Genomic DNA, 15,948 nt, shown 5'->3' on the forward strand with positions numbered 1-15,948 from the left:
CGTCATGATAGCGGCAACCGTCGCGCCAGCGGGCGTCCGTAGCATCGCAAGAATGCGGGCGTGCTTGCTGTCGGGGCGCGTCGAGGTCTTTGGTGATGAAAGTGCGGATCGCGAGCGAGGCTTCGATTTGCTGGTCGTTCGTGCGGCCGAGCGAGTGGAGGCTTTGGATTTTGATTTCGTCATGGGATCCTCTGAAGTTGTGCGACGCCATCCGCCGCACCACCTCAGCCCCGCCCGGGCAAATCGCCCGGCAGGGCAGGATCTCAAAGCACTGCAAGCCATCACAGCAACGCTCCGATCAAGCCGGAAAGCCAGTCAATTCTGAGCAAGATAGTTGCTCATTTTCCTCAATCAGTAATACCAGAAATGCCCGCCAATGGCGGGCTTTTGCGAATTTGCGGTCGGTCTCCAGACTCCAATTTGGCCAATTCCAGGGAGAAATCGCCGACAGTCTCCGGCGGATATTTAAAATATTCCCGTTTCTAGGAGACGGCGGCTGGAGACCCGGTTCGATCTGCACTGCGTGGCGGACGCGGCTGCAATTAGTGGTATATTGAGATATGGCAGATGGTCAGGTCGTACTGGTGACAACTGAATCATTAGGGGGCGGTTCGCCCGTCCGCTCAGTCTACTTCGTGGCCGAATTGGATCCGGAGAAGGCCAAAGCAATTGTCGGTGCAATGATGGCGCCGAATGAGAAGGTCGAAGCGTGGGGCCGGCTTCCGGAGGCAGCAGTCAAAGCCCTCGGATTGAAACCTGGCGACTTCAAGCACGGCTGACCGGCAACGAGTGAAATTCCGAGACGGCGCAAACTGAACCGGATTGCCGTCACACTTGGCCAGCGAGCCCAGCCCCGTCCTCCGTCTTGCCAAGAAGCGGCGTCCGTCGGCGTTCTGCCATCGGTGCGCACGGTCTCGTAGCTCAAGCGGATAGAGCGTGGTTTCCTAAACCAACGCACCAACCTGCGGTAAAAGGCCGAGCCGGAATGTGGTCATCCGGACTGGACAGGCGATGAATCGGTATCGAGGAACCCAGGCTGAGTTCCAACTCTCGATGGTCTTGCCACACACGGCACATTCAAAGCGGCTTATCTCGCGCGACTCTACACTGTGCTCGCTACGGTCATAGACCGCGCCGCATTTACAGGACCGATGACCGGATTCTGACATGCCCTTATGTGCGCCGCCAATGGCAACTTTTCCAGTAAGTAACGCTGCCACAAGCTCGCGATTGCGACGGACGCGAGCGACAGCATCCTCCCGCCGGGCTAAGATGGCACACCATGGAGAGCAGCATGAGCAAGGCAGATCGCGACAATCGCCACGATGGCGAAATCAGCCACAAGCACGGCAACACCCTCATCCGCGCGTTGCGTAAGATTTACGGGCAGGGCTTCGCAGCCGGTTATCCTGAAACCGAGAAGCTGAGCGAGGTATTGCTTCAGCTAAACGAGACGTCGCTGAGCCAGCTCCGCCGCGATCATGAAACTGGCCACTTGGAGCACAAGATCGCCAAAGCTTCGAAGTAAGGCCGCGAATGGCGAAGAGCAACACAGAAGGTGCCGACTCCTCCCTTCCGGTTCTTGCAGTTTCCGCCCTCGCGTTTTTTTGCGGCGCGGGACCGGGAACATCTTACTTCTTGCCGAGCCCCTTCGCCTGCTTTTGTAAGGCGACAGCATCAGCGAGAATTTTCTTGATATTCTCCGGCTGCGCATCGCGCGTTCGCTTGCCATCCTCGCTGAGCTGCATCTCGAATGCCTCGATCCAGCTATCGATCAAGGCGTCAACGTCGCTGACGTGTTCTTTCATCTGCTCGACAAGCTCAAACGCTTGATCGCGTTCGGCCCGCATTTCGGCGACGCGCCGCTCGGCCTCCTTCAACGCATCCTCAAGATCTCGGATGCGATCCGGCTCTGGTTTCTCTTGTGGCATGTGATCGGCTTTCTCCCCGGAGAGGCGTCAGGTCCGCCGATCCGGGGGCTCTTTGCGTCAAATATTCGCGGCGGAAGCATATGGCGGAGCCCGCCCGAGGTAGAGCACGGCCCCGCCTTGGGGGAAATCGACCGCGAACCGGATTCGTTCCCGTGCAATCCGATTCTTGCCACCTGCCTGACCCTGACGATTCATTTGCGGCGGGGACTGAGACTTTGGGGCAAGGACGCGCCAGCGGCGTTCCTGGAGTCAGGGCCGGCATCATCCGGAAGAGGAGTTTAAGCACTATAGCCTGAGGGCTTTGCAATCGCCGTGGCTGCGCATTACAGCGACGCCCTATCATGATGATGTTTTGATCGATCAACTGGCTGAGGCGCTTACAGATGTCTGGCGCCGGGTCGCCTTGCCGCTCGAGGGCTGCGTGATCGATGCGGCGGAGTGAAGGAGCAACGTCCTGTCCATGTCGCAAACCTTATGAGGTGGGGCATTCGCCTGCGCCGCCGGCACTGCTCAGACGTGAGGAGCGCAATACGCTTGAAGCCGTGTGAGGCATTAGCTAAAGGGAATCGAGCGAAGGAGCCGCACGATGAGCGAATGGCGGGACATCAGCACCGCACCCAGAGACGGGGTGTTCGTTCTGCTGCACAATGACCACTGGTCGAGCGATGTGGAAGGATTTTGGCACAAGGGCAGTCGGTCCTGGTCTGCCAACACGCGCATCCCGGGCATCGAAAACCGCGTAATCAGTCCGGAGCCGCCGACGCACTGGAAACCACTGACGGCCGAAGAAGAGAAATACTGAAACCGCTTAAGCGCAAGCTCTGGTGGCACCCGTCACAGTGCATCGCAAAGTCGCAATGACAATCAAAGATGCGAAGGCGAACCGACATCGTTAGCTTGGCCACTCAGGGCCGAAAAGTGCCAGAAGCAGGCATCGACCGCCTTCTTTTGATTTGCGATCAGCCAATTCGCGCAACTCGATTCCCAAGCCCTCGACTCTGTCGGGGTGGTACTTGGAATCTCCCTTCGAAATGCTTCTTTGATCTGATCTGGAGTAGCGTTTTTATCGACGTTCAATACTTCCCACCAAGGACGAGAACGAACTGATCATTCCAATTGATCGAGCGTCAGCGGCGCTTCGACGTGAACCCGACCGATCACGGCGGGCGGAGCGTAGTTCATACGTCAGGCTGTTCCGCTATGGTGAGCGAATAGCGAAATGCATTGCAAGAAGATGCTGCTAGAGCGATCGTAGAAAATTCAACAGATCCTGCTGATCTTTCACCCTCAACCTAAAGAATTGTATCACGACTCCATTCGCCTCGGAGCCCGGGCTCCGGTGTTCTCGGATCGCCCGAACCAAGTCCTTGGTACGACCGTCATGAAGGAAGAACAGTCGCTGTCCTAGGCCCCAGAGAGGAGCGCTCCGAAATTCTCTCCCGTTCGCCTGTCCCTGGCTCACTCCATCGGCGAGACCTGTACCCATGTCATGGATCGCAAGGTCCGAGTACAGGTTAACATCCTTGTTGTCGAGCGCCCCAACAGTCGAGTGTCCCGTGCGAAGCGTCGGCGCATGGCACGCCGTGCATCCCACCTGGTGAAACAGCTGCTTTCCATTGTTGATCGAAGGTACTCCGCCGGGCTCGTCGGTCGAAGGCACCGGCGGGGCTAGAAATCGCATGAAGGCGGCAAACTTCTCGATATCACTCAATACGTCGAGGCCGCTGCTATCGGGATTGGTCGTATCGTTGGGCGTGGGCGCCTTTTGGCACGCAGGCGTCTCATGCGTTTTCGTCCCCCCAACGGGACCGTGCGGCCTTTCTCTCGGCGCGAAATGATCGTTACGAAGCGCGTTGCGTAGTGGAGTGAGGCGATGAAGTGCAAAAATGGGAATAGCGAACGCGAGTATCAGGACCGTCTCGAGATTTTGCGGAAAAATGCCTTCAACATGCAACTACAGCCGCTGAGGTCACTCGAGACCGCAACCAAAAAGCGGAGAGCGCTGAAAAAGAAGGCGGCAGACAATTCTGGGTTCACGAAATCAACATCGACGACTTCCGGCTAATGGTGCGGCCGGCCGCACATTCTACGAGATAACATTGCACCGCCTTCAGATGATCCTAAGGCCTCCACGGTCCCGCTGCCTAGGGAGGCCCCGACATGAGCGCGAATAAATCGGGCCGCCCTATCGTTTGCGTATTTGCACAACATTGTCGGATCCTTTGGGCTCACAGTAAGCCGCCCAGGCTTCCATGAGCTTACGGCGCTTCTCCAGCGCGTCGCTCCGTCGGTAGGCCTGTTCGGCCTTATCACCTATGACATGCGCCAGTGCGGTCTCTGTGATTTCACGGGGGAAGTTGGAGACGTTCCCCGCCCAATCCCGGAAGCTGGAGCGGAAGCCGTGAACGGTGGCGTCTTGGATAGCCCCCGCTCCGAGGTTCCTTCATGTGAGATGCAATCACGCCCCGTCGGGAAACGACGCAAGGATGTCGCGCAAGTCTTGTCGTAGCGCGCCGTTGCGGATGTGAAACAATTCACATCGGTACTTTGACGATTGGGCTACACATTGGGTCGCCGCATCGAAGGCAGCAAATGCCCCGCGTCGTTCGAAAAGCAGCCAAAAAATCTGACGATTCGATCCGCATGTGTTCGTTGAAGATTATTCTAGGCAGAAATTCAACTTGTGGTGACGTAATCGTATACGAACAACTTTTTGTAAATTTGGAGGAAACCGATGGCTGGCCTTGCTCGCAGTTCACACGGTCGTACTGTCCGTGGTCTCACCTTATCGCGCGGCTCGAAGTTCTTCGGCGGCCAGTTCGGCCGCATGTTTCGGGCGCTTCCGCCCGCCGATTTTGGCGAAAGCGATACCAAGTCCGAAGAGAATTTACTAAATCTCGGCAAAGCGATGGTTGCTGACCACGATCCGCCGAAGGATGGACCCGACGCCGAAGAGAGCGGCATTCCCGCGGCCTATACCTATCTGGGCCAGTTTATCGACCACGATCTGACGTTCGATCCGGCCAGCAGCTTGCAGCAGCAAGACGATCCCGATGGTCTGGTCGATTTTCGCACGCCGCGTTTTGATCTAGACTGTGTTTATGGCAAGGGTCCGGACGACGCACCCTACCTCTACAGTGGCGACAATCGATTCATTCAGGGTCGGCCACTCACCGGTGCGGCCAGCAATCCGAATGCGCGCGACCTGCCGCGCAGTCAGCCGACGGATCCGTCGCAACCCGAAGACATCAACAATTCTCGGCGCGCCATAATAGGTGACCCACGAAATGACGAGAACGTCATCGTTTCGCAATTTCAGGGACTTATGCACCGGTTTCATAATAAATTGATGTCGGAAGACACGGGATCGGCTGAATCGAGATTTCAGCGCGTTCAGCGCGAGGTCCGGTTTCACTACCAATGGATGCTCGTCAATGACTTCCTGCCCACCATCGTCTGGGAAGATGTCCTGAAGGACGTCATTCCTCATCACTTCAAGAATACAAATGTAAGGCGTGACCCGCCGCGAATTACGTATTTCGATCTTGCACATGAACCAACCATGCCGCTGGAATTTTCAGCAGCGGCTTATCGCTTCGGTCATTCCATGGTCCGACCTGGCTATCGTCTCAGCGAGACCGTTCCACCATTAGCGATATTCGATCCCGATCCGAATGCCTCGCTGACCGGATTTCATGAATTCCGTAGCAATTGGGCGATCGATTGGGGTCGGTTCATGGACCTTGGGCCTCTCGATTTCGGTGACGAAAATAATCCGAACGACCCTGGAAACAGCAAACGCCTTCAGTTGGCCTACAGGATCGATACCTCTTTAGTCGATCCGCTGGGAAGTCTGCCAAATCCGCCGTTCGCCCCGCCTTTTTCTCTGAGTGGTGGCAAGTTGACGTCTCTCGCACAGCGCAACTTGATGCGAGGCTGGCGAATGAGGCTGCCGAGCGGCCAGGCCATCGCGCGGGCTATGGGCATCGAGCCTTTGAAGGACGCCAACATTCTGGTTGGCAAATTCACTGGCGATCCGGCCGACATTAAGGGGTCCGTCGCTTCGATCTCCGCGGCGTTCGAGGACAATTGTCCGCTATGGACCTACGTTCTTGCGGAGACCAAAGAAGTGACAGTGACGATTAAGACAAACCAGGGCGATAAGCCAATTAAGACACGAAAGCTGGGCCCGGTCGGTGGCCGCATCGTTGCTGAGACCTTTATCGGCCTCATGCTTTCGGACAGCAGCTCATATTTCAATCAAAACCCCATTTGGACCCCAAGCAAAGCCAATGCGCAGGGACGGTTTGGATTGCGCGAGCTGATCAAGACGGCGCTGTCCTGAATGAGTTTGCCGCATTTTGCGCTAGACTCTCAGGCTTCGACAACGGGGCGTTTGCGGCGGCGTTTGGGCTGCGGAACCGCAGCTTTCGGTTTACTCCCGCTCTCCTGAACGCCGACGCTTGCCGATTCCAATGACATTCCCTTTATTTTTCGGTTCGCAGTAATTTGCCCATGCTTCCATCAACTTGCGCCGCTTCTCCAGCGCGTCACTCCGCCGGTACGCCTGTTCGTCTCAAAGCTTCATATTCCCCTTGACTCCCGGTCCCGCCAACACGGGACCGGTTTCTTTTGGGTCAGCTCTTTCCGGTGCGGCATCCAAACAATTCCGCGAGGAGCATAGACCAGCGGCCGGTTGAAATCCGAACCTCTCTTCTCGCCGGATACTTTCTGATGCAGCAGCCTGCTCGCGACCATTTTGTCGTTCTGCCCGGCCAGCGCCGCCGCTGACCACACCGGCGCCTCCCGAGCTGCCCGCACGGTGCGCGTTGTTATTTCATTGGACCGGCTCCAACGTCTTCCAAGCGTCGAAGCCAAGAGGCTACATTGCCTTATGATGATCCCTAGGGGCGGTCACGCGAGAGTCCGGAAATGGCCCATCGCGTCATTTCGCGTGCACGAAACAATCAGGTCGCTTTTGGAGAGAAGCGGACATCAACCGGCAGGCAGAGCCGCCTGGTTTGGTCGCGAATGACCCAAATGCGACATCGGGCTCGCTTTTCAATCACAACGTTTCGCTAGTTGCTCGATCCGCAGGTCAGATCGCGACTCCGCAGGCTTCCGCGCCAGATAGACCACCCACCGCTCACGATTGTTGCGCATCATGTCGTTGAGGGCTGAACGCGCATTCAACTGTTTTCCGGCAAGCACGCGGTGCTGACCGGCCTATAGTTCCAGGCCAGCGTCAAAGCACACAAGGGCTTCACCAAAGTGATATCCTCGTCGCAACAATTTGCGGCACCACGGCAGGACGCGCTCTTTGATATCCAGAGCCTATGAATTGATGCTTGAACACGAATTTATGGGGTATAAACAAGGCTTGAAACTGGAGAGCGACGTTATGATAACCGCCAATCAGCTCAGGGCTGCTCGCGCGCTCCTGAACATCGATCAGCGGCAAATGGCTGAACTGGCATTCCTTTCGGTGCCGACGATCCAGCGCATGGAAGCCAGTGACGGCGTCGTCCGCGGCAACGTCGATTCTCTCATGAAGCTGGTTTCCGCTCTTGAGAATGCCGGGATCGAGCTGATCAATCCGGGGGTTGCGAGTTCCACCGGAGGTCGAGGCGTACGACTCCGGGAGCATGTCACAACACCAAAGCTGAAGACTGTCCGGCAGCAAAAGCTGTCTTCCTCGCGGGCCTTGGAGCGGGCGCGCTGAATGCGTGATGATCGCGGCAATGGGTCGGGTCGGCCGATCCGCGGACCGGCGCTCCTATTGCTTGAGCGCGGCTGCTTGAGCATTCGCACCGCACCACAGCGAAACCATTAAGGTATTCGCAGCACGGTCAGGGTCGGAATGGTTCATCAGGCCGGACGCGTGACGGACACGGTCAGCGGCCAAATCAACGAGCCGGTGCCGCGTCCGCGCCACTCCCAAGGCCGTAAGAGGATAAATCAGCTGCAAGAGGGGATCAGCAACAGAACTGTCGGATCGTCAGCGGGCACCTTCAGGTTTTCAATTCTGTGGCGGCCGTAAGTGAAAACAAATAGCGTTGCCAACAATATTGCGAGGCCCTGCATTGGCGCTGCGATCATTCCCGCCTGGAACAACCGTAACATCGACGCAATTCTCAAGGCGTAACGGCGGCCGTGTCCGCCTGCTCGAGCAACGCAAGAAGACCTTTCAGGATAGCATTTGGAGTAGGGGGACAGCCGGGGATGTGGAGGTCGACAGGGACGACTTCCGAGACCCCGCCAACGACCGCGTAGCTACCAGCGAAACACCCTCCATCCCGAGCGCAATCTCCAATCGCGACGACCCATTTAGGATTTGGAACCGCATGATAGGTGAGCGCCAGCGCTTCGCGCATGTTCTTGGTCACGGGACCGGTCACCATTAGCACATCGGCATGGCGCGGCGAGGCAACGAACCGGAGGCCAAAGCGTTCGACGTCGTAGTGGGCGTTATTAAGCGCGTGGATTTCGAGTTCGCATCCATTGCAAGAGCCGGCGTCGACCTCGCGTATCGAGAGACTCCGGCCTAGCCGCCGCCGCGCAGCGTGGCCAACGGCTGTTGCGAGTTCCGTCACCGCAGCATCGTCCAACGACGGCGCCTGCTCGGTGAATGGCCGGCGAAACAGACTTTCAAAAAGCAGCTTGCGCATCTTTGTTGTCCCTAGAGGTCGTGGCCCGAATACGAGCAGTTGAACGACTTGTTGCAGAGCGGAAAATCCGCAACGATGTTGCCCTCAATGGCTGCCTCAAGCAGCGGCCACTGAAACCACGAGGGGTCGCGCAGATGGCATCGTTCGACCCGGCCATAACGCAGGCGGAGCCAGACCAGAACGTCGCCGCGAAATCCCTCGACGATCGCCATGCCTTCCCGCGCCTCTGACGTGGGCCGCGCCTTTGTGCTCAAGGCGCCTGCGGGCAGCCGGCTCAATATCTGCTCGATCAACGAAAGTGACTGCTCGATCTCGCGCACCCTGATCCAGACGCGCGCATTGACATCGCCCTCACTCAGCACCGGCACCTCAAAGCGCAAACCATCATACGGCGGATAGGCAAAAGTCCGTCGCGCGTCGAAGGCGCGGCCGGACGCGCGGCCGATGTAGCCGCCGGCGGCATATTGTCTGGCTAAAGCGGGTTTTAGCACGCCGGTATCGACGGTGCGGTCCTGTAGCGAAGCGGTGTTGTCGTAGAGTTCGACCAAAGCCGGAAAGCGCCGGCGGATGTTGTCCAGCGTCGCCTGGATGATTTTTTTCCCTTCATCGCCAAGGTCGCGCGCGACGCCACCTGGAACGATGACATCGCGCATCAATCGATGGCCGAATGCTTGAGCGGATGCGCGCAGCACGCTCTCGCGCAACACGCTGCAATGTGCATGCATCAGGGTGAACGAGGCATCGTTGCAGATGGCGCCGATGTCGCCGAGATGATTGGCAAGCCGCTCCAGTTCGGCCATCAGCGCGCGGAGAAAAACCGCTCGCTCGGGCACGACCAGCCCCAGCGTGGCCTCGGCGGCGTTCGAAAATGCAAAGGCATAGGCAACGGTGCTGTCGCCCGACACGCGTCCGGCGAGCTGCGCCGCGCGCTCGAGATCGGCGCCTGCCATGAGCCCTTCGATGCCCTTGTGAAGGTAGCCGAGCCGCTGTTCCAGCCGCACCACAGTTTCGCCGCTTGCGGTAAAACGGAAATGTCCGGGCTCGATGATGCCCGCATGGACCGGGCCGACCGCGATCTGGTGCAGGCCGTCGCCCGTTGCCGGCAGGAAACGATAGGGCGCCGCTTGCGACAACGCGTCGATGCGATCGCTCAAGGGAAAGCGCACGCCCCAATTGTTGTGATCGAGCCAGGGGCGAGGATCGGGCAAGCCTTCCGCGGTTATGCCAAACAGATCGTTGATGGCGCGCTCCTGCCGAAGCGCCGGCGGGTGATGTCTGCCGATCGAAGTATAGCTGTGATCGGGGCAATCCAAGCTGACGATCGCGATTTCCGCGGTATCTTCATCCATGATCGCCATGTGCACCATTGAGGGTTCGCCCCAAAGGCCGAGCAGGCTTAGGCGTCCCTGCACCAGCTCGTTTGCAACAAATCTCCAAAGGTGAGCACCGACCACGGCGCGCGGCCATGGCCTGCGTTGCAGGATCTCGCGGCCTTCCAGTATGCGATCGATCAGCGAGGCCATACCCTGTTGATCTCCAAACTATCCAAGAAGCCGAGCCACGTGCTGGAACCAGGCGACGAACGGCGCGGGAAGATAGATTCCCGCGATCAGAACCAGTGAGAGATGCGCGAACATCGGGACATAGGAAGCATCGGCGGGCGCCGTGCTGCCGCGCGGTTTGCCGAATGCGACGCTGGTCAGGCGCAGAGTCAATGCGCCGAAGGCCAGCAGAAGCGCGAACACCAGCGCGATCGCGAGTAGGGGGGCGCGAACAAATGTCGAGCTGACGATGAGAAATTCGCTCATGAAAATGCCGAGCGGCGGCAAGCCGGTGATCGCGACGACACCGGTCACCAGGCCCCAGCCGAGCGCCGGATGCGTTACTGTCAGGCCACGGATCTTGGAGATCCGCTGCGTGCCCTTGATTTGTGAAATATGCCCGATGGCGTAGAAGATCGCCGACTTGGTCAGGCTGTGCATCACCATGTGCAATAGCCCGGCAAAATTGGCGAGCGGGCCGCCCATGCCGAACGCAAACACGATGATGCCCATGTGCTCGATCGAGGAATAGGCGAACAGGCGCTTGATGTCGCGCCGGCGATACAGCATGAAGGCTGCGAACACCACCGAAACCAGGCCGATCGTCACCATCAGCGGGCCAGGCGCGATCGCCGCGGGATTTGCGGCGAGCAACATCTTGAAGCGCAACAGCGCATAGAGCGCGACGTTAAGCAGCAGGCCCGACAGCACGGCCGATATCGGCGTCGGGCCTTCAGCGTGCGCGTCAGGCAACCAGGCATGCAGCGGCGCCAACCCGACCTTGGTGCCGTAGCCGAGCAGCAGAAAGATGAAAGCGACGTTGAGAAGAGGCGCGTCGAAGTTTTCGGCGTGTTGGATCAGGAGGGTCCAAACCATCGCGTCCCGGCCTTCGCCAACGACTGGCCGCGCCGCCATGTAGACCAGGATGGTGCCGAACAACGCAAGTGCGATGCCGACGCTACCGAGGATGAAGTATTTCCAGGCCGCTTCCAGCGCGGCGTGGGTACGATAGATGCCGACCATCAGCACGGTGGTCAGGGTGGCGATTTCGACCGCAACCCACATCAAGCCGATATTGTTCGACACGAAGGCAAGGTTCATGCCGAACATCATGATTTGATATATCGCGTGGTAGAACCGCAGATATCTCGGCGTCAAGCGGCCGGTTTCCAGTTCATGCGCGATGTAGCTTGCGCTGAAGATACTGGTGGTGAAACCAACAAACGTGTTCAACACGATGAAGACGATGTTGAGGTCGTCGACCAGCACATAGGGCCCCGGCTGCGGACGTTCCACCACAAACAGCGAGAGCGCGGCGAGAAATGTTGCCAGACTCGCGACCACGTTCAGACGCGCGGTCAGCCGGTATCCTGGCAGCGCGGCCAATAGCGCGGCCGAGACGATCGGAATCAAGAGGACCGCGGCTACCGGTTCGAAGGAAGCCGCGCTCATCGCTGTTCACCCCGGAAGTCGTCAAGCGCGGATACATCGACGGAATCGAAGCGTTCGCGGATTCGGAACAGGAAGATGCCGATCACGATGAAAGCGATCAGGATCGAGAAGGCGACGCTGATTTCGACGACCAGTGGCATCCCCTTGGCACCGGTCGCCGCAAGCACCAGCCCGTTCTCGAGCGACATGAATCCCACGACCTGGCTGACGGCGTTGCGGCGCGTCACCATGACCAGAAGTCCCAGCAGCACGACCGACAGCGCGAAGGCAAGATCCTCGCGCGCCAGGGGGTCGGCTTCGGCGGTCACCCGCAGCATCAGCACCATCGAGAGGGCGACCAGCGCCATCCCGGCGAGCATGGTCGGGCCGACACCCACGACCGATTCGATGTCGCGGTGAATGCCAAGCTGCTTGACGATGCGATGCAGCGCCACCGGAATGACGACCGCCTTGAAGACGAGAGCGATGGCAGCAGTGATGTAGAGATGAAGTGCGTCCTGGACAAAAGCCTGCCAGGCGACGGAGAGCGCGAGCACCAGGGCATGGATCGCAAAAACGTTGAGCAGCGAATAAAGCCGGTCCTGGTACAGCATCATGAAGGAGATCAGGACGAGCCCGCCGGCCAGCGTGTGTGAGACGTCGAAGGAGAGGCTGTGCATCTGCATCAGAAACTCCTCGACACGAACAGCAAGAGCGTGCCGAGCAAGCCCAGCATCAGCGCGGCGCCAAGAAATTGCGGAACGCGAAAGACGCGCATCTTCGCAGTCGCCGTCTCGAACAGCGCCAGGAAAAAGCCGGCGACTACAAGCTTGACGAGGTAGGCAGCGGTCCCGATCGCGTAGGCCAACGGGCCCGTTCCGAACACAGCGATCTTCCAGGGCAGGAACACGCAGGCGATCAGCGAGACGTAGAGCAACAGCTTGAGAAACGCGCCGAATTCGATCATTGCAAGATGGCGGCCGGAATATTCGAGCACCATCGCTTCATGCACCATGGTGAGCTCCAGATGCGTCGCAGGATTGTCGACCGGAATACGCGCGTTCTCAGCGAGCGCCACCATGATCAGCGCGATCACGGCCATGCCCAGCGACACCCGCAGCCCGACGTAGGACGAGGCCATGAAATTCGCGACCGTCGAGAGCTGGGTCGAACCGGCAACCAGCGCCATGCAAAACACGATCAACAGCATCGCCGGTTCCGCCAGCGCCGCGATCATAACTTCGCGGCTGGAGCCGATGCCGCCGAAACTGGTGCCGACGTCCATCCCCGCGAGCGCCAGAAAGAAGCGTGCGCTGCCAAGCAGCGCGACGATGGCGATCAGATCCGCCGTCCAGTTGAACAACAGGCCGGTCGCGAATGTCGGCACCAGCGCCGCCGCGACCCAGATTGCGGCAAAGGTGATGTAAGGTGTCACTCGGAACAGCCATGATGCGTTATCGGCCAGCACGACTTCCTTGCGGAGCAGACGCAGCAGATCGCGATAGGGCTGAAACACCGAGGCGCCCTGCCGGCGCACCAGGCGGGCCTTGACCTTGCGCACAAAGCCGGTCAGCAGCGGAGCGAGCAACAGCACCAGCAGCATCTGTATGCCCTGCACAACGATGTCGGAGATCACGACCATATCGCGAGCGCCAAGAGCAGCGTGACGAGGGTGGCAAACACCAGACTGAGATATTGCCGGATGGTCAGGAACTGCAGGCGGTTGAGCCAATCGGAGGAGAGGCCGACCGCTCCCGCGATCGGCGCGTACATCCCTTCCCAGATCAGGTCATGCAGTTCGATTCGCAGTCGCGCCGGCCTGATATCTCCGGGAGGCGGCATCTCGACATGATCGCGGGCGTGGAACACCATCGTTCCGAACACGCGACGGATCGGCTGCGCGAAGCTCGTTCCGGAATACTGGGCCGCGGGCGTCGGATCGGAGAAGCCGCAGCCCCAAGCCGGCCCTCGACGCAAAGCATGCGATGCGAAGCGGTGGATGAAGTAGACCGCAAGCGAAGCGGATATCGTGATGAATACCATCACCAGCAGTCCGTTGTACGAGCTCTTGCTCTCCGCGATCGGCACGATCGAGAGCCACGCCTCGTTGGCCTGGATCGGCATGTTGCCGCCGAGGATCTCGGTCGTGATCGGCGCCAGCGCATCGATCACCGGTCCCGGCAGGATTCCGGCGAACAGGCAAAGAGTGGCGAGGATGAACATGGCCGCAAGCGAGTATCGGTCGACGTCATGCGCAGCTTCCGCCGCGACGCTGCGCGGCCGCCCGAGAAAGGCGACGCCATATGCCTTGACGAAGCAGGCAGCCGCCAGTGCGGCAGCAAGTGCCAGCAGCGCTCCGACCGCGGGCACCATGATCTTCAGGGCCCACTGCGGCAGCTCCGGACTTTGCAACACCGCCTGGAAGATCAGCCACTCCGAGACGAAGCCGTTGAACGGCGGGAGAGCCGAGATGGCGACGCAGCCAACAAGAAAGACGAAGCTAGTGAGCGGCATCCGATGGATAAGGCCGCCCAATTTGTCCATGTCCCGCTCGCCCGTCGCCGTCAGAACGGCGCCGGCTCCGAAGAACAGCAAGCTCTTGAAGAACGAATGGTTGAGCACATGAAACAGCGCGGCGGTGAAGGCGAGCGCCGCCAATAGCTTCAGGCCGTTGGCCTGAAACGCCAGCGCAAGACCGAGGCTCGCGAAGATGACGCCGACATTTTCGATCGTGGAGTAGGCGAGCAGGCGCTTGAGGTCGTTTTCCATCATCGCATACAGGATGCCCATCACGGCGGTGATGCCGCCGAGGAAGAGGACGACCACGCTGGCCCACCACGCCGGTTGCCCCAACAGATCGAACACGACGCGAATGAAACCGTAGATAGCGACCTTGGTCATGACGCCGCTCATCAGTGCGGAAACGTGGCTCGGCGCCGCGGGATGCGCGAGCGGCAGCCAGACGTGCAACGGCACCAGGCCGGCCTTTGATCCGGCGCCGAGCAACATCAGGATCAATACCAGCGCCGCCGCGTATGGCGTATGCGGAGCCGCGCGAATGGCTGCAAATCCGTAGTCTCCAGCCGCTCCCGCCAACAGGCCGAAGGCCAGCAGCAGCGCCAGCGTGCCGAAGCTTGCCATCACCAGATAGATATAACCTGCTTTGGCGTTGCCGGCTTCACGGTGGTGCGCCATGACCAGCGCCCAGGACGCGAGCGACATGAATTCCCAGCACAGCAAATAAGAGAATGCGTCGTCCGCCAGCACCACGAGATTCATGCCCGCCAGAAAGGCGGGAAAAAACGGAAGCACGCGGTGCGGCGTCGCTTCGTGGTGGCCGTAGCCGAGACCATAAAGGCTCGCCGCGGCCCCTCCGAGATTGACGACGGTGAGGAAAAACGAGGCCAGCGCGTCGAGGCGGAAATGGGCGCCAAGCCACGGCAATCCGACCGGCAGCGTCAGAGCGGTGACGTTTGCCGGATCGCCAATCAACGACCGCATGGACCCGATCAATGCAATCGCCGACACGGCCAATGTAGCGCCGTAGATCACGGCCGTGGCGGCCTTTGAGCGGCTCAGAACGATTGCCAGAACTGCCAATCCGAGCAATCCGGCAACACACGCCATTTGCAGATTGACGGCCGACATTATGTGCGCGCCCTTGTTCTGCTTGGCGCTTTGTTTTCCGGTCGAGCGCCCGGAAGGGCCTTGGCCGAATCCGAATTTACTTTCAGTCGAACCCCGCGTCCCAGCGAATTGCTAACGGCGCCTTCGTCGATCATCTCGATCCCCGCCGCTTCGAATGCGGCGATCAGCTTGACCAGAGAATCGACATTGCCCCGAACCATCGTTTCGCTCGCCTCCATGCGCTGAATGGTCGGCACGGAAAGCCCCGACAATTCCGCGAGCCGGCGCTGATCGATGCCGAGAAGCGCCCTGGCAGCCCGCAATTGAGCCGCTGTGATCATGGATCTGCCCGGCGACCCGAACCAATATCAAACATCATTCCTGCATGGTAAGTAATGATGTTAAAGTGTCAATAACTGATGTATAGGATATCGATTCTAAGGGCCGATTTCACGGGCTTTTTTGAATGAGCCTGCCCGTCACCGCGAGGTTTCACCGTGGGACCCATAGCAAGCCGCAGCCGCGCTGGTTCAAGTCGCAACACCGAACTCGAAATTTTGTCATCGATGAAGTCTCTTTCATCACCGATGAGATGGAGTTGCTAGTGGGAGCAGAGATCACTAAAAAGTCCTGACCTAGCTCAGATTTGCCAAGAACGCGTTGATCGCGTCAGCCCCTTGTTTTGGTTGCTGGCACATCCACCAATGCCCCGCCCCTTGCAGGACTGCCACCTTTGCGCCGGCGCGCTCA

The 15,948-nt window shown here is 59.2% G+C and carries 15 protein-coding genes and 1 pseudogene; 6 read left to right on the forward strand and 10 right to left on the reverse strand.

Translation table 11 applies throughout. The features are described from left to right. From VNX23_RS25315 to VNX23_RS25325, 3 genes are all read left to right on the forward strand, one after another. Nucleotides 1-325, forward strand: a 325-nt coding sequence (locus tag VNX23_RS25315; protein WP_325634301.1) for a hypothetical protein, incomplete at its 5' end; no start/stop codon positions are given. 235 nt (nucleotides 326-560) lie between these two features. Continuing rightward, nucleotides 561-779, forward strand: a complete 219-nt coding sequence (locus tag VNX23_RS25320) for a hypothetical protein (RefSeq protein ID WP_325634302.1) — start codon at nucleotides 561-563, stop codon at nucleotides 777-779. A 515-nt stretch (nucleotides 780-1,294) separates the two neighbouring features. Beyond that, nucleotides 1,295-1,528, forward strand: a complete 234-nt coding sequence (locus tag VNX23_RS25325; RefSeq protein WP_325634303.1) for a hypothetical protein — start codon at nucleotides 1,295-1,297, stop codon at nucleotides 1,526-1,528. A 103-nt stretch (nucleotides 1,529-1,631) separates the two neighbouring features. On the opposite strand, the gene VNX23_RS25330 is transcribed toward VNX23_RS25325, so the two are convergent. Next, complete coding sequence (locus VNX23_RS25330; RefSeq protein ID WP_325634304.1) at nucleotides 1,632-1,931, reverse strand: hypothetical protein; 300 nt, start codon at nucleotides 1,929-1,931, stop codon at nucleotides 1,632-1,634. Nucleotides 1,932-2,517: 586 nt separating this feature from the next. Here VNX23_RS25330 and VNX23_RS25335 point away from each other — a divergent pair. Further along, nucleotides 2,518-2,733: a hypothetical protein gene (locus VNX23_RS25335; protein ID WP_325634305.1), complete on the forward strand. Its 216-nt coding sequence runs from the start codon at nucleotides 2,518-2,520 to the stop codon at nucleotides 2,731-2,733. 438 nt (nucleotides 2,734-3,171) lie between these two features. Here the strand turns inward: VNX23_RS25335 and VNX23_RS31140 are convergent, their stop codons facing one another. Beyond that, nucleotides 3,172-3,612 carry a di-heme oxidoredictase family protein gene (locus VNX23_RS31140; protein ID WP_414643075.1) on the reverse strand — a complete coding sequence of 147 codons (441 nt, stop codon included), beginning with the start codon at nucleotides 3,610-3,612 and terminating at the stop codon, nucleotides 3,172-3,174. Nucleotides 3,613-4,116: 504 nt separating this feature from the next. Continuing rightward, a pseudogene (locus tag VNX23_RS25340) lies at nucleotides 4,117-4,347 on the reverse strand (integrase); the annotation flags it as partial. A gap of 318 nt (nucleotides 4,348-4,665) precedes the next feature. Here VNX23_RS25340 and VNX23_RS25345 point away from each other — a divergent pair. Beyond that, nucleotides 4,666-6,276, forward strand: coding sequence for a heme peroxidase family protein (locus VNX23_RS25345; RefSeq protein ID WP_325634306.1), 1,611 nt, complete (start codon nucleotides 4,666-4,668; stop codon nucleotides 6,274-6,276). 1,056 nt (nucleotides 6,277-7,332) lie between these two features. Further along, complete coding sequence (locus tag VNX23_RS25350; RefSeq protein WP_325634313.1) at nucleotides 7,333-7,653, forward strand: helix-turn-helix transcriptional regulator; 321 nt, start codon at nucleotides 7,333-7,335, stop codon at nucleotides 7,651-7,653. A gap of 412 nt (nucleotides 7,654-8,065) precedes the next feature. On the opposite strand, the gene VNX23_RS25355 is transcribed toward VNX23_RS25350, so the two are convergent. Genes VNX23_RS25355 through VNX23_RS25385 form a run of 7 tightly spaced genes read right to left on the reverse strand, consistent with a single transcriptional unit; the run spans nucleotide 8,066 to nucleotide 15,539 of the window. Continuing rightward, nucleotides 8,066-8,599: an NADH-quinone oxidoreductase subunit B family protein gene (locus VNX23_RS25355; RefSeq protein ID WP_325634307.1), complete on the reverse strand. Its 534-nt coding sequence runs from the start codon at nucleotides 8,597-8,599 to the stop codon at nucleotides 8,066-8,068. A gap of 11 nt (nucleotides 8,600-8,610) precedes the next feature. Then, nucleotides 8,611-10,122 carry an NADH-quinone oxidoreductase subunit C gene (locus VNX23_RS25360; RefSeq protein ID WP_325634308.1) on the reverse strand — a complete coding sequence of 504 codons (1,512 nt, stop codon included), beginning with the start codon at nucleotides 10,120-10,122 and terminating at the stop codon, nucleotides 8,611-8,613. An 18-nt stretch (nucleotides 10,123-10,140) separates the two neighbouring features. Then, entirely contained in the window at nucleotides 10,141-11,592 is a 1,452-nt protein-coding gene (locus tag VNX23_RS25365) for a hydrogenase 4 subunit F (RefSeq protein WP_325634309.1), read from the reverse strand. Then, the gene (locus VNX23_RS25370) at nucleotides 11,589-12,251 is read right to left on the reverse strand and encodes a hydrogenase-4 component E (protein ID WP_325634314.1); all 663 of its coding nucleotides are present in this window, start codon (nucleotides 12,249-12,251) and stop codon (nucleotides 11,589-11,591) included. The genes VNX23_RS25365 and VNX23_RS25370 overlap by 4 nt, the downstream gene beginning before the upstream one ends. A gap of 5 nt (nucleotides 12,252-12,256) precedes the next feature. Further along, nucleotides 12,257-13,213: a respiratory chain complex I subunit 1 family protein gene (locus VNX23_RS25375; RefSeq protein WP_325634310.1), complete on the reverse strand. Its 957-nt coding sequence runs from the start codon at nucleotides 13,211-13,213 to the stop codon at nucleotides 12,257-12,259. Further along, the gene (gene hyfB, locus VNX23_RS25380; RefSeq protein ID WP_325634311.1) at nucleotides 13,204-15,219 is read right to left on the reverse strand and encodes a hydrogenase 4 subunit B; all 2,016 of its coding nucleotides are present in this window, start codon (nucleotides 15,217-15,219) and stop codon (nucleotides 13,204-13,206) included. The genes VNX23_RS25375 and hyfB overlap by 10 nt, the downstream gene beginning before the upstream one ends. Further along, nucleotides 15,219-15,539: a helix-turn-helix transcriptional regulator gene (locus VNX23_RS25385; protein ID WP_325634312.1), complete on the reverse strand. Its 321-nt coding sequence runs from the start codon at nucleotides 15,537-15,539 to the stop codon at nucleotides 15,219-15,221. The genes hyfB and VNX23_RS25385 overlap by 1 nt, the downstream gene beginning before the upstream one ends. Nucleotides 15,540-15,948: the final 409 nt, after the last annotated feature.

Origin of the sequence: Bradyrhizobium sp., assembly GCF_035570375.1 — a bacterium.
GTDB lineage: Bacteria > Pseudomonadota > Alphaproteobacteria > Rhizobiales > Xanthobacteraceae > Bradyrhizobium.